Origin of the sequence: Streptomyces sp. NPDC021749 (genome assembly GCF_040640655.1) — a bacterium.
In the GTDB taxonomy this organism is placed as follows: domain Bacteria; phylum Actinomycetota; class Actinomycetes; order Streptomycetales; family Streptomycetaceae; genus Streptomyces.
This window is the reverse complement of record NZ_JBFACE010000015.1, coordinates 88,813-101,550: the sequence shown is the minus strand read 5'-3', so window position 1 is coordinate 101,550 and position 12,738 is coordinate 88,813. Positions and strand designations below refer to the sequence as shown.

12 protein-coding genes are annotated in these 12,738 nt (G+C 72.8%); 4 read left to right on the top strand and 8 right to left on the bottom strand.

Annotated elements, in window-relative coordinates:
* Positions 1-99 precede the first annotated feature (99 nt).
* The 5 genes from AB0G35_RS17325 to AB0G35_RS17305 all read right to left on the bottom strand — a co-directional run bounded on the left by AB0G35_RS17325 (position 100) and on the right by AB0G35_RS17305 (position 6,065).
* Positions 100-891: a VOC family protein gene (locus AB0G35_RS17325; protein ID WP_360949419.1), complete on the bottom strand. Its 792-nt coding sequence runs from the start codon at positions 889-891 to the stop codon at positions 100-102.
* A 196-nt stretch (positions 892-1,087) separates the two neighbouring features.
* Positions 1,088-1,921 carry an aldo/keto reductase gene (locus AB0G35_RS17320; RefSeq protein ID WP_360949417.1) on the bottom strand — a complete coding sequence of 278 codons (834 nt, stop codon included), beginning with the start codon at positions 1,919-1,921 and terminating at the stop codon, positions 1,088-1,090.
* Positions 1,922-1,936: 15 nt separating this feature from the next.
* Complete coding sequence (locus AB0G35_RS17315; RefSeq protein ID WP_360949415.1) at positions 1,937-2,944, bottom strand: hypothetical protein; 1,008 nt, start codon at positions 2,942-2,944, stop codon at positions 1,937-1,939.
* A 174-nt stretch (positions 2,945-3,118) separates the two neighbouring features.
* Entirely contained in the window at positions 3,119-4,945 is a 1,827-nt protein-coding gene (locus tag AB0G35_RS17310; protein WP_360949413.1) for an AMP-binding protein, read from the bottom strand.
* Positions 4,946-5,201: 256 nt separating this feature from the next.
* A complete protein-coding gene (locus AB0G35_RS17305) occupies positions 5,202-6,065 on the bottom strand; it encodes a LysR family transcriptional regulator (RefSeq protein WP_360949411.1) in 864 nt (287 codons plus the stop codon).
* A 182-nt stretch (positions 6,066-6,247) separates the two neighbouring features.
* Here AB0G35_RS17305 and AB0G35_RS17300 point away from each other — a divergent pair, with 182 nt between their 5' ends.
* On the top strand, positions 6,248-7,393 hold the full coding sequence (locus AB0G35_RS17300; protein WP_360949409.1) for a bile acid:sodium symporter family protein: 1,146 nt from the start codon (positions 6,248-6,250) through the stop codon (positions 7,391-7,393).
* Here the strand turns inward: AB0G35_RS17300 and AB0G35_RS17295 are convergent.
* Both AB0G35_RS17295 and AB0G35_RS17290 read right to left on the bottom strand, forming a co-directional pair.
* Positions 7,276-9,252: a sialidase family protein gene (locus tag AB0G35_RS17295; RefSeq protein ID WP_360949407.1), complete on the bottom strand. Its 1,977-nt coding sequence runs from the start codon at positions 9,250-9,252 to the stop codon at positions 7,276-7,278. The two genes, AB0G35_RS17300 and AB0G35_RS17295, sit on opposite strands and share 118 nt — an antisense overlap.
* A 317-nt stretch (positions 9,253-9,569) precedes the next feature.
* A complete protein-coding gene (locus AB0G35_RS17290; protein ID WP_360949405.1) occupies positions 9,570-10,511 on the bottom strand; it encodes a zinc-binding dehydrogenase in 942 nt (313 codons plus the stop codon).
* A 135-nt stretch (positions 10,512-10,646) separates the two neighbouring features.
* Here AB0G35_RS17290 and AB0G35_RS17285 point away from each other — a divergent pair, with 135 nt between their 5' ends.
* Positions 10,647-11,093: a MarR family winged helix-turn-helix transcriptional regulator gene (locus tag AB0G35_RS17285; protein WP_360949403.1), complete on the top strand. Its 447-nt coding sequence runs from the start codon at positions 10,647-10,649 to the stop codon at positions 11,091-11,093.
* Positions 11,094-11,158: 65 nt separating this feature from the next.
* Here the strand turns inward: AB0G35_RS17285 and fdhD are convergent, their stop codons facing one another.
* A complete protein-coding gene (gene fdhD, locus AB0G35_RS17280) occupies positions 11,159-12,007 on the bottom strand; it encodes a formate dehydrogenase accessory sulfurtransferase FdhD (RefSeq protein WP_360949401.1) in 849 nt (282 codons plus the stop codon).
* Here fdhD and AB0G35_RS17275 point away from each other — a divergent pair.
* Positions 12,006-12,173 (top strand): hypothetical protein, encoded by a 168-nt coding sequence (locus tag AB0G35_RS17275; protein ID WP_360949399.1) that lies wholly within the window; start codon positions 12,006-12,008, stop codon positions 12,171-12,173. The genes fdhD and AB0G35_RS17275 overlap by 2 nt on opposite strands.
* A gap of 138 nt (positions 12,174-12,311) precedes the next feature.
* Positions 12,312-12,659: a chorismate mutase gene (locus AB0G35_RS17270; protein WP_360949397.1), complete on the top strand. Its 348-nt coding sequence runs from the start codon at positions 12,312-12,314 to the stop codon at positions 12,657-12,659.
* Positions 12,660-12,738 lie beyond the last annotated feature (79 nt).

The window sequence follows — 12,738 nt, the reverse complement described above, 5'->3', positions numbered from 1 at the left end:
GGCCCCGACCCTACGATCAGCGCCGTGCGACGGGGACTTCGGGGTTGCCGGCCCGGCAGGACCGCCTGCGGCCGTCGCCCGACGGCCCGGCCGCGGCCGTCAGCCCTGGTTCAGCGGATTCGGGGTGATCACGGCGAAGGTGGCGCCCTGCGGATCCGTCACCACGGCCATCCGGCCGGCCATCATGTCGAACGGCTGCTGGAGCGCCGCGCCGCCGGCCGCGGTCACCTTCTCGACCGTCCGGTCGGTGTCCGCCACCGAGAAGTACGCCAGCCAGTGCGAGGGCGTGTCCGGCGGCATCTGCTCCGACATGGGCTGCATTCCGCCCACGGCACGCTCGTTCACCTTGAGCGCGTAGTAGTTGTCGGCGCCTTCCAGCGGGACGTTCTCGATGCCCAGCGCGGCCCGGTAGAAGGCTGCCGCGGCGGAGCGGTCGGTGGTGTTGAGCTCGTTCCAGATCAGCGCGCCGTGCTCGTTGACGATGCCCGCGCCGGGGAAGTCGACGGCCTGCCAGACACCGAACACCGCGCCCGTCGGGTCGGCCGCGATGCACATCCGGCCGAGCGACATCACGTCCGTGACCGGCATCAGGATCGTGCCGCCGGCCTTGCTGACCGCCTCCGAGGCGGTGTCCGCGTCGTCGGTCGCGAGATAGGTGGTCCACACCGTGGGCGGTGGCGGCTGGTTGTCCATCGCGATCGCGGCCATGATGCCGGCCACCGGCCTGCCCTTCAGATGGCACACCGCGTAACCGCCGGTCTCGGGGGGCCCGATCTCACCGGTCCAGCCGAAGACGCTCGCGTAGAAATCGATGGCGGCCTGCTGGTCGGGGGCCGCGAGGTCGACCCAGCAGGGGGTCCCGGGCTGATAGGCAGAGGTGACGTCGGGCATCGTGGCCTCCTCGGGGGCAGGGCGGGCCGGGCGGCGCGCCACATCCCGCCGGGTGTGCCGGGACGCCGCACGCTCTTCCCTCCACACTTCCTGCCGTCCGCCGACCCCGCCACTCGGGCCGGACCGCCCACGGCACGGCGCCGCCCGGGGGCCGGGAGGCGCCGTGCGCGCAGGACTCAGGCCGTGCCGGCGGACATCAGGCCATGTCGAACGTGGCCGGGTCAGGGCCGAGGCGGTTGCCGGTGTCCAGCCCGGCCAGCGCCGCGAGGTCGTCACCGTCCAGCTCGAAGCCGAACACGGCGATGTTCTCGATGATCCGCGAGGGCGTGGCGGACTTCGGGATGACGACGTTGCCGATCTGGAGGTGCCAGCGCAGCACCACCTGGGCGGGCGTCTTGCCGTACTTGGCGGCGATCCGGCCGATCACCGGGTCGTCGAGGAGGCCCCGGCCCTGGCCGAGCGGCGACCAGGCCTCGGTGGCGATGCCGTGCCGGACGTGGAAGGCGCGGGACTCCTCCTGCTGGAGGTGCGGATGCAGCTCGATCTGGTTGACGGCCGGGACGACGGAGGTCTCGCCGAGCAGCCGCGTCAGGTGCTCGGGGAGGAAGTTCGAGACGCCGATGGCCTTGGCGCGGCCGTCGGCGAGGAGCTTCTCGAACGCCTTGTACGTCTCGACGTACGTGTCCTTGGAGGGGACCGGCCAGTGGATGAGGTAGAGGTCCACGTACTCCAGGCCGAGCTTGGTCAGCGAGGTGTCGAAGGCGCGGAGCGTGGCGTCGTAGCCCTGGTCGGAGTTCCACAGCTTGGTCGTGACGAAGAGCTCTTCCCGGGGGATGCCGGAGGCGGCGAGCGCCTTGCCCGTGCCCTTTTCGTTGCCGTAGATCGCCGCGGTGTCGATGCTGCGGTAACCGGCGTCCAGGGCCTGGCCGACGACGCTGAACGCCTGATCGTCCTCGACCTGCCAGACGCCGAAGCCGAGCTGCGGCATGGCGATGCCGTTGTTGAGCGTGATGGACGGAACCTTGCTCACGGGGGGGATCGGTCCTTACGTCGACGTTCGTGTTCCGGAACGTTCAACGATCATCGGTCCTGGCGCATTCCCGCGCACGCCGGCGGTGAGTTCGCCGAGAGTGAAGCCGCCCGCACACAGCACCACCAGCCCGGTGAACAGCTCCAGCGCACCCACCAGGCCGGGCAGCCCGCCGGAGAGCGCCGGCGCACCGGGGGAGAGGCCGTCGGCCACCGCCCGGCCCAGCCACAGACAGCCGCCGCAGGCGAACGCCGACGCAACTCCCGTCCACGCCAGGGCGAGCGGCCCCCGTACCCGCAGTCGCGGCAGGAGCCCCGGGAGGACCAGGACCAGCAGCCCGGCCGCACCGGCGAGCGACAGCAGCCCCTGCGACCAGTCCGACGCGGCGCTCAGCACCGTACGCGCGGCCGCATCACCCGCCGGCACCCCGAACGTCGAGCCCGCACCCCACAGCACCCGCACCCCGCCCAGTACGGCGAGCAGCACCGCCGCGGGCACCAGGAAGATCCGCTGCAGCGCCCGGCTGCCGGTGTCCGGCAGCGCGCCCACCGGGCGCCGCAGCAGGCCGCCCCACCGTGTGTGCGCGTACACCGCGAAGGCGCCGAGCAGGGTGACGCCCTCCACGAGGAAGCCGCCGTAGACCACCCCGAAGACCCAGGGTGCGAGGAAGTCACCGGCCGCGATCGGGTTGGGCCGGCCCGTCAGGAGACCGGCGACGCTGCCGCCCACCAGGCCCGTCATCAGGGGCACCAGCAGCCCGGAGGCCATCCACAGGGGGAAGGCCAGCAGCCAGGCGGGGGCGCGCCGGCCGCCCGGGCGGGTCAGCGTGTGCGCCACCGCCGCCGCGATCGCGTCGAGCAGGAAGGTGAACAGATTGGCCGCGAACCAGGCGGTGCGGCCGATGCGATGGGTGTCGACCACACCGACGTCGAAGCCCAGCACCCACAGCAGCTTGAGCGCCAGATAGGGCAGGCAGGCGACGACCGCTGTCCGGCCGAGCAGGGTGAGACGGCGAGAGTCCATGCAGCGGAGTCTGCTGCGCCGCCGGCGCCGGGCCGTCGTGCCGGGGACCGATCCGGCTCCGCCGCACGGGGGAGCCGCACGGAAAGGCCGTCCCCGGGCCGGTCGGAGGCCCCCGCCCGCGGGCCGGCCGTGGGCCCCCGCCCCGGGCCGGTGGGAGACCCGGCCCGCGGCGCCTCACGCCTTGTACAGCGCGTCCACCTCCACCGAGTACGCCGTCTCGATCGCCTTGCGCTTGAGCTTCAGCGACGGCGTCAGCAGCCCGTGCTCCTCGGTGAACTGGTGGGCCAGTATCCGGAACGTACGGATCGACTCGGCCTGCGAGACCAGCGTGTTGGCGGCCACCACGGCGCGCCGGACCTCGGTCTCCAGGTCCGGGTCGCGCACCAGGTCCGACGGCGGCATCTCCGGCTTGCCGCGCATGGCCAGCCAGTGCGCGACGGCCTCCGGGTCGAGGGTGACCAGCGCGGCGATGAACGGCCGGTCGTTGCCGACCACGATGCACTGGGCGACCAGCGGATGCGCCCGCACCCGCTCCTCCAGGGACACCGGCGAGACCGTCTTGCCACCGGAGGTGACCAGCACCTCCTTCTTCCGGCCGGTGATCGTCAGATAGCCGTCCTCGTCGAGGGCCCCCAGGTCACCGGTGGCGAACCAGCCGTCGTGCAGCACCGCGTCGGTCGCCTTGGGGTCGTTGTGGTAGCCCTGGAAGACCTGCCCGCCGTACAGCCAGATCTCGCCGTCCTCCGCGATGTGCACGGTGGTGCCGGGGACGGGTGTGCCGACGGTGCCGAAGCGGGTGCGCTCGGGCGGGTTGGCGGTGGCCGCCGCGGTGCTCTCGGTCAGGCCGTAGCCCTCGAAGATCCGCACCCCGGCGCCCGCGAAGAACAGTCCCAGCCGGCGCCCCATCGCCGAGCCGCCGGACATCGCGTGCCGCACCCGGCCGCCCATCGCCGTCCGGACCTTGCTGTACACCAGCTTGTCGAAGAGCTGGTGCTGCATCCGCAGGGAGGCGCTGGGGCCCGAGCCGGTGCCGAACGCCTTGTTCTCCTGCGCCTCGGCGTACCGGACCGCGATCTCCACGGCCTTGTCGAACGGCCCGACCTTGCCCTCCGCCTCGGCCTTCCGCCGGGCCGCGGCGAAGACCTTCTCGAAGATGTACGGCACCGCCAGGATGAACGTCGGCTGGAAGGTCTGCAGGTCGGGCAGGAGCGCCCGGGCCGCCAGCTCGGGCTGGTGGCCCAGCTTGACCCGGCCGCGGACCGCGGCGACCTGCACCATCCGCCCGAAGACGTGCGCCAGCGGCAGGAACAGCAGGGTCGCCGCCTCGTCGTTCGGCTTCGAGGTGAAGACCGTCTCGTAGCGCATGACGATGTTGTCGGACTCGGCCATGAAGTTGGCGTGGGTGATCACACAGCCCTTGGGCCGGCCGGTGGTGCCCGAGGTGTAGATGATCGTCGCGGTGGCCTCGGGGGTGACCGCCATCCGGTGGCGGTGGACCACGTCGTCGTCGATGTGCGCACCGGCCGCGGTCAGTTCGGCCACCGGGTCCGCGTCCAGCTGCCACAGCTTGCGCAGGTGCGGAAGCCGGTCGATGACCGAGCCGACGGTCATCGCGTGGTCCTCGTGCTCCACCAGGCAGGCCGAGGCGCCCGCGTTGTGCAGCATCCAGAAGACCTGCTCGGCGGAGGACGTCGGGTACAGCGGCACCGACTGGACACCGATCGACCACAGCGCGAAGTCGAACAGGGTCCACTCATAGCGCGTACGGGACATGATGCCGACCCGGTCGCCGAACCGGACGCCCTGCGCGAGCAGTCCCTTGGCCAGCGCGATCACCTCGTCCCGGAACTGGGCGGCGGTGACGTCCTGCCAGTTCCCCGCGGCGTCCTTGCGGGCCAGCGCGACGCGTCGGGGATCAGCCTCGGCGTTGTCGTACACGGCATCTGCCAGCCCGCCGACCCGGGGCGCGGTCGCCAGAGGGGGGACGGTGAACTCGCGCAATGACCTAGCTCCTCGTGGTGTTGCTCACAAGGCCGCGACCGTACCCCACGGGGGAGAGATCCGGCAGGTGCCTGCCACGGCGAGAAGGCGTCCCCGCGGGAACGCGCCAAGAGGAGAAAACGGATGACTTCGGAGAAGCAGGGACAGGATCCGGGCTGTTCAACGCCGGACGATCACGACGCCGGGACCATATCTGCACCAAATCTCTGCACCTGGCGCCGGATCACACGCTCCGTTCGCGGAACGTCTCACACCGCTACGGGAGCTGCAGCCGGTCGCCGCCCGCCAGGATCGCCTCGGCCAGGGCCTCCGCCGGGCCCCGGGCCGCACGAGTGCGTCGCCCATGGAGAAGAGCGAAATCCACGCCGCCCAGTTCCGGCAGGCCGGCACGTGGCGGAATCTGGACCAGGCCTGGCGGAATCATGCCCTTGGTATGCGCCATAACGCCCAGACCTGCCCGGGTTGCGGCGATCAGCCCGTTCAGGCTTCCGCTGGTGCAGGCGATCCGCCACTCCCGGCCCTGCCGCTCCAGCGCCTCCAGTGCCCGGGCCCGGGTCACCGCGGGCGGCGGGAACAGCACCAGCGGGACCGGCCGCTGCGGATCCAGCCGCAGCCGCTCGGCGCCCACCCACACCAGCCGGTCGCGCCACACCAGCCGGCCGCCGGTCTCCTCCGGGCGCCGCTTGGCGAGCACGAGGTCCAGCCGCCCGGCCGCCAGCAGCTCGTGCAGCGTGCCCGACAGCTCCACGGTCAACTCCAGATCGACCTCCGGATGGTCCCGCCGGAACCCTTCGAGGACCTCCGGCAACCTGGTCAGCACGAAGTCCTCCGACGCCCCGAACCGCAGCCGGCCGCGCAGCCGGGTCCCCGCGAAGAAGCTCGCGGCCCGCTCGTTCGCCTCCAGGATCGTGCGGGCGAAACCGAGCATCGCCTCACCGTCCTCGGTCGGCTCCACGCCATGGGTGTCCCGGACGAACAGCCGCCGCCCGGCCGCCTCCTCCAGCTTCCGCACGTGCTGGCTCACGGTGGACTGCCGCAGCCCGAGCCGCTGCGCGGCCTGCGTGAAGCTCAGCGTCTGCGCCACGGCCAGGAAGGTGCGCAGCTGCACGGGCTCGAACATGACACCTCCAGGGGGCGCGGGGCGGCCATCGCCCGACGATCAGGAGGACGGACATCGCCGCCGAGCGAGGTCATCGCCCTCCATGATGACAGTGACCACGGTAAGAGGGCTTCCCGATCGCCGCGCCGCCCGGCACCCTGGAGGGACCCCGTCCACGCCCCGCCCCGCCCCGAAGAGAAACCATGCGCCACCCCTTGCCCAAGCCGCCCTCCTGGCTGCCCGTGGACGGTTACCTCCTGGCGCTGGTCGGCACCGTCGCCCTGGCCGCGCTGCTGCCCGCCCGCGGACCGGCCGCCACGGTCGCCCACGGCGCCTCCACCGGAGCCGTCGCCCTGCTCTTCTTCCTCTACGGCGCCCGGCTCTCCACCCGTGAGGCGATGGCCGGACTGCGCCACTGGCGGCTCCACCTGACCGTCCTGGCCTGCACCTTCGCGGTCTTCCCGGTGCTCGGCCTGGCCGCCCGCGGGCTCGTCCCGTACGTCCTGCCGCCCACCCTCTACACCGGGCTGCTGTTCCTGTGCCTGGTGCCCTCGACGGTCCAGTCGTCGATCGCCTTCACCTCCCTCGCCCGCGGCAACGTCGCGGCCGCGATCTGCGCCGGCTCCTTCTCCAGCCTCGTCGGCATCGTCGTCACCCCGCTGCTCGCCGGGCTGGTGCTGCACGGGAACGGCGGTGGGTTCTCGGCCGGCTCGCTGGTCTCGATCGTCTGCCAGCTGCTGCTCCCGTTCCTGGCCGGGCAATCGCTGCGCCGCTGGATCGGGCCGCTCCTCACCCGCCACAAGAAGGCCCTCGGATACGTGGACCGCGGCTCGATACTCCTCGTCGTCCACAGCGCCTTCAGCACCGGGATGGTCCAGGGCATCTGGCACCAGGTCTCGCCACTGCGGCTGCTGTGCCTGCTCGGCGTGGAGGCCGTACTGCTCGCGGTGATGCTGACCGGGACGTCGTACGGCGCGCGCCGGCTCGGCTTCGGCCGGGCGGACCGGATCGCGATCACCTTCGCCGGGTCCAAGAAGAGCCTGGCCGCCGGGCTGCCGATGGCCAGCGTCCTGTTCGGCGCGCAGGCCGGTCCGGCGGTGCTGCCGCTGATGCTCTTCCACCAGATGCAGCTGATGGTGTGTGCGGTGCTGGCCCGGCGGTGGGGCGCGGACGCGCAACCGGAGCCGCGGCGGGAGGGCGACGACCCCGCCGCGGCGGCCGGCGACGGGAGTCACCTGCCCGGCCCGCGCACCCGGTCCAACGACAGTCCCAGCACCAGTGGCGCGCTCACCGAGGCGTCGTCCTCGCGGACGCCGGACAGCTCCGCGTCGGTCAGCGCCCGGCGGTAGACCCGCACCTCGTCCAGCGCGCCGGTGAACTGCGCGCGGGCGTCCGGCCTCTGGCCGAGGTGGACACCGAAGACCGAACCGCGGCTGACGGTCCCCGGGACATCGGGGACGACGGTGGTCTCGGTGCCGTCGACGGTGAGCAGCAGCCGGCCCTCGGTGCGGCGCAGCGCCAGATGGTGCCAGGCGCCGTCGTTGTAGGCGCCGTTGGTGACGGCCTGGGCGGTCGCCGCGGGTCGGGCCCCGTCGACGGCGGTGAGCCGGGCGACGATCCTGCCGTTCACCGGATCGCCCTCCAGCGCGACCTGGGGCGCCCTGGCGCCCACACCGCCCATCCACAGCAGCGGCTGCTCCCCGGTCCCGGCCTCGTAGCGGAACCACAGACTGCAGGTGAAGTCGTGCCCGCCCAGCGGGAGCGAGGTGCGGAACGGGAGGCGTACGGCGTCGTCCTCGCCGTCGAAGTCGAGCGCCGCGCCGAACCGGCCGTCGGTGCGCCGCGGCCCCCCGAGGACGAGCGCGGGCCGGGCACCGGGGGCGGTGTCGCGGGTCGTGGGGTCGGGGCCGCGGCGCGGGCCGAGCCACTCCTCGGTGAAGCGGACGAAGCGGATCTCGTCCCGGGCGTCGACCCGGCCGCCCTCGTACATCAGGCCGGTGACGTCCGGGGAGACGGCGACCAGGTCCGAGTAGCCGGACCAGTCGGTGGTGACCCGGGCGCCCCGGTCGACGCCCTCCCAGGTGCGGCCCTCGTCCCAGGAGGAGCGGAGGGTCATGGTCCGGCGGCGGTCGGGGTCGGCGGGCGCGGCGAAGAGGGTGCGGCTGCGGCCGCCGGCGGCGGACGAGTGCGGCAGGCGCAGCGCGGAGGCCTGCACCATCGGCGTGTAGAGGTCGGGGAGGGCGCGGAAGGGGGCGCTGAACGAGTCCCCGCCGTCCCGGCTGACCGCCCACGTCCGATGTCCCAGGTCGGTGCCGTCCTGCTCGCGGCCATTGACGTAGATCGCGCCGTCGGAACGTTCCAGCAGCGTCATCTCCGAGGGCTTCTGCCGGAAGGTGCCGTCCGGGGCGATCGGCCAGGTGTCGAGCGCGCCGACCTTCCAGGTGTCCCCGTCGTCGTCGCTGTGGACCAGGGCGGCGTGGTTGGCGGTGACCCGGTTCCCCGCGTAGCTCTCGGCGTTGATGCCGAAGACCAGCCGGCCCGCGTGCCGTCCCCGGGTGAGCTGGATGCCGTGCACCGGCCCGGTGGCGTACCAGGAATTCCACTGCGCAGGCCGGACGTCGGACGTCAGATCACGGGGCGCGGACCAGGTGGCGCCGTCGTCGTCGCTGTACTGGAGGTGCGGGGTGCGGTCGCAGGGCACGTCGCAGCTGAGGCCGTCGGTGCGTCCCTTGTTGTACGTCTCGGCGAGGACGATGCGGCCGGTACGGCGGTCCACGATGGGCGCCGGATTGCCGTGGGTGTCACCGCCGCCGCGGTTGACGACCTGGAGCGGACCCCAGGTGCGGCCGCCGTCGACGGAGCGTTTGAGAACCAGGTCGATGTCGCCGGAGTCGCCGCAGTCGTGCCGCCGGCCCTCGGCGAAGGCGAGCAGGGTGCCGCGGGTGGACTCGACCACGGCCGGTATCCGGAAGCAGAAGTAGCCCTGTTCCTGGGCGGCCTTGAAGAGGACCTGCTGCTCGAAACCACCGGCCGGCGGCGCTGCCACGACGGCACCGGGACCGCCCGACGCGGTACCGGGTAAGGCCCGGGCCGGCGAGGTCGGCAGGAGGGTCAGGGCTGCGGCGGTCAGCGCGGAGAGCAGAAGCGCGGCGCGGCGGCGCCTGGATCTGCGGCGGGGGCTGGGGTGTGCGCGGAGAACTGACGTCATGGTCCGGCCTGCCCTTCGAGGGATCGGCGGTCGGGTCATCAGGACATCCCACGTCCTATGTGCATCCCTGACGGAAGCTACTGCCGCGTGCGGACCGCGACAAGGAGCGTGCGACGGTTCTCCGCCCGCCACCCGGAATTCACTCTCCCGGCCGCCACACCCCGCCTGTTGCCGCCGGCCGGTCGCCGCGCCCCACGGCCGTAGCCGGTCGCCGCGCCCCACGGCCGTAGCCGGTCGCCGCGCCCCACGGCCGTAGCCGGTCGCCGCGCCCCACGGCCGTAGCCGGTCGCCGGGCCTCACGGTCGCAGCGCCGGGCCTCACGGCCGCAGCACGACCTTGCCGAGGTTGGCCCGGCCCTCGATGATCTCGTGCGCCTTCGCCGCCTCCGCCAGCGGGAGTTCGGCATGGACCGCGACCCGCAGCCGCCCGGAACCGGCCAGTTCCCACAGCTGCTCGCGGTGGGCTTCGTACCGCTCCCGGTGGACGGTGGTGAACCGGCGCATGGTCAGCCCGATGACGGTCTTGGAGCCGGCCAGCAGCTCGTACGCCGGGACGGTCCCGCCACCGGAGTTGAAGAACACCAGCCGGCCGCCCTCGGCCACCGCGGCCAGCGCCCTCGGCAGCACCTCGCCGCCCACCCCGTCCAGCACCACGTCGACCGGCTCGCCCCAGGACTCCTGGTCGTACGTCACCACCTCGTCGGCGCCCAGGTCGTACAGGAACTCCGCCTTGGCGGCCGAGCCGACCGCGGCCACCACCCGCGGCACCCCCTGCAACTTGGCCAGTTGGACGGCGAGGTGCCCGGTGCCGCTGGCCGCGCCGGTGATCAGCACCGACTCCGCGCCCTGCGGGTTCGCGGTGCTGAGCGCGGCGAGTGCGACATGCCCGCTGCGCACCAGCGCCACCGCGTCCACCGCACTCGCCCCGTCCGGTATCCGGCTCGCCAGGAAGGCGGGCGCCAGGGCGAGTTCGGTGTACGAGCCGGTGAGGGTGAGCGAGGTGACGCGGTCGCCCACGGCGAAGCCGGTGACGTCCGGCCCGAGCGCGACGACCTCGCCGGCGATCTCCCCGCCGGGCATCGAGGGAAGCGGATCGCCGCCCCCTTCGCCGTCGCCGCGCACCCGCCGCACGCACGGCAGCGTGACGCCGATCGCCTCGGTGCGCACCAGGAGTTCACCGGGGCCGGGCACCGGGGCCTCGGCCTCCTCGACGCGCAGGACCTCGGGACCGCCGTAGGCATGGAATCGGACTCGGCGCATGGGCCGGCACCTCCGGGAAGAGTCGGCCCACGGTGTCGGCCGGTTTCATTGGGTTCCCCAACGATAACCACAAACCGTAGGGGCTGCCAACGGTTTTTCGTTGGGCTTCCCCACGGAATTCGCTACGGTGGTCCCATGTCCGACAACGCCGCCTACGCCCCGAGCCGCATCCGCGCCCTCCCCAGCTGGCTGCTGGGCCGTGCCGCGGCCCGCGGCCACCGCCTGGTCGCCGACGCCCTCGCCACCGAGGGCATGCGGATGATGCACCATGCCGTCCTCGCGGCGGTCGACGAACTCGGCCCGGTCTCCCAGGCGGAACTCGGCCGAACGGTCGGCATCGACCCCAAGGACATGGTCGCGCTGGTCAACGACCTCCAGAAGGACGGACTGGTCACCCGCACCCCCGACCCCACGGACCGGCGCAAGAACGCCGTCGAGATCTCCACCGCCGGCAAGCAGCGGCTCCGCCGCACCCAGCAACTCGGCGATCAGGCCAACGCGGAACTCACCGCGGCCCTCACCCCCGACGAACGCGCCCAGCTGATCACCCTGCTCACCCGGATCGCCCTCCCGGAACAGTGACCGCCCCGCCCCGGCCGCCGGCACCGGGGCACTGCGCGGCGGCCGCCGGACGCGCTCCCGTCCGCTCAGCCCGTGGCGGCCGTCGCGGGCAGGGCGAGGCGATGCTCACCCGCGTACACGTTCATGGACGCACCCCGCAGGAAGCCCACCAGGGTCAGACCCGTCTCCGCCGCCAGGTCCACGGCCAGCGACGAGGGCGCCGAGACCGCCGCCAGCACCGGAATCCCCGCCGTCACGGCCTTCTGCGCCAGCTCGAACGACGCCCGGCCCGAAACCAGCAGAACCGTCCGGGAGAGCGGCAGTTGCCCGTTCCGCAGGGCGCGGCCGATCAGCTTGTCGACGGCGTTGTGCCGCCCCACGTCCTCCCGTATGTCGAGCAGTTCGCCGTCCTCGGTGAACAGGGCCGCGGCGTGCAGTCCCCCGGTCCGCTCGAAGACCCGCTGGGCCGCCCGCAGCCGGTCCGGGAGTTCGGCCAGCAGCTCGGGTGCCAGCCGCAGCGGCGGGGTGTCGTCGATCGGCCAGCGGGCCGTCGTCCGCACCGCGTCGAGGCTCGCCTTGCCGCACAATCCGCAGGAGGAGGTCGTGTAGACGTTCCGCTCAAGGGTGATGTCGGGGACCGTCACGCCCGGCGCGGTCTTCACGTCCACCACGTTGTACGTGTTGACTCCCTCCGCCGTCGCCCCCGCGCAGTACAGGATGTTCTGCAGATCGCCGGCGCCGCCCAGCACCCCCTCGCTGACCAGGAACCCGGCCGCCAGCGCGAAATCGTCGCCCGGAGTGCGCATGGTGATCGCCAGCGGCTTTCCGTTCAGCCGGATCTCCAGGGGCTCCTCGGCGACGAGCGTGTCCGGACGGGTGGACACCGCCCCCTCCCGGATGCGGATGACCTTGCGTCGCTCCGTGACTCGTCCCATGCCGCCCTCAGTCCCGGTTCCGTATGTGCTGGTGGCCCAAGCTCCTCACGACCTCATTGTCCTGCACGTACGACGGGCACGCGGCAGCGAGGCACTGCCCGGCCCGGCCACGCCCCGCGCGCTGCGGGGCCGCCCGGTCAACGCGCCGACGGCGGACGGCGACTGACGCGGACCGGCCACGGTCCGAGGTGTTCCGATCCGCGAGATCGGGCCCGGCCGACGCCCGCCGGCCGGGTAATGTGCATGCGATCACCGGTGAAGTAGCGAGCAACGCTCCAGAGCGACCACGGATGGCGAGAAGCACATGAGCGAAGGCACACCGGCGGTCGGCGAAGCGGCCGCCGTCGCCGACCAGGCGGCCCGTGAGCGACTGCTCTACCTGCGCAGCAGCATCGACAACCTCGACGCGGCGCTGGTGCACCTGCTCGCCGAGCGCTTCAAGTGCACCCAGCAGGTCGGCGAACTCAAGGCCCGGCACAGCCTGCCGCCCGCCGACCCGGCCCGCGAGGCGGCACAGATCGAGCGCCTGCGCCGCCTGGCCGAGGACGCCCGGCTGGACCCCGCGTTCGCGGAGAAGTTCCTCAACTTCATCATCGACGAAGTGGTCCGCCACCATAAGGCCATCGCCAAACAGAACCACGACAAGGCCTGACCCGGCGAACAAGCCCCGCGGCGGGACGGTCAGGTGCGTGCGGGGCGCCGCAGGGCGGGTAGCGGCGCGCGGCGCCGAC

Excerpts from the sequence above, each read along its gene's own strand:
- AB0G35_RS17270 (WP_360949397.1), top strand. The coding sequence starts at position 12,312 with ATGAGCGAAGGCACACCGGCGGTCGGCGAAGCGGCCGCCGTCGCCGAC.
- AB0G35_RS17295 (WP_360949407.1), bottom strand. The coding sequence starts at position 9,252 with ATGACGTCAGTTCTCCGCGCACACCCCAGCCCCCGCCGCAGATCCAGG.
- AB0G35_RS17305 (WP_360949411.1), bottom strand. The coding sequence starts at position 6,065 with ATGTTCGAGCCCGTGCAGCTGCGCACCTTCCTGGCCGTGGCGCAGACG.
- fdhD (WP_360949401.1), bottom strand. The coding sequence starts at position 12,007 with ATGGGACGAGTCACGGAGCGACGCAAGGTCATCCGCATCCGGGAGGGG.
- AB0G35_RS17325 (WP_360949419.1), bottom strand. The coding sequence starts at position 891 with ATGCCCGACGTCACCTCTGCCTATCAGCCCGGGACCCCCTGCTGGGTC.
- AB0G35_RS17300 (WP_360949409.1), top strand. The coding sequence starts at position 6,248 with ATGCGCCACCCCTTGCCCAAGCCGCCCTCCTGGCTGCCCGTGGACGGT.
- AB0G35_RS17285 (WP_360949403.1), top strand. The coding sequence starts at position 10,647 with ATGTCCGACAACGCCGCCTACGCCCCGAGCCGCATCCGCGCCCTCCCC.
- AB0G35_RS17290 (WP_360949405.1), bottom strand. The coding sequence starts at position 10,511 with ATGCGCCGAGTCCGATTCCATGCCTACGGCGGTCCCGAGGTCCTGCGC.
- AB0G35_RS17275 (WP_360949399.1), top strand. The coding sequence starts at position 12,006 with ATGCCGCCCTCAGTCCCGGTTCCGTATGTGCTGGTGGCCCAAGCTCCT.
- AB0G35_RS17315 (WP_360949415.1), bottom strand. The coding sequence starts at position 2,944 with ATGGACTCTCGCCGTCTCACCCTGCTCGGCCGGACAGCGGTCGTCGCC.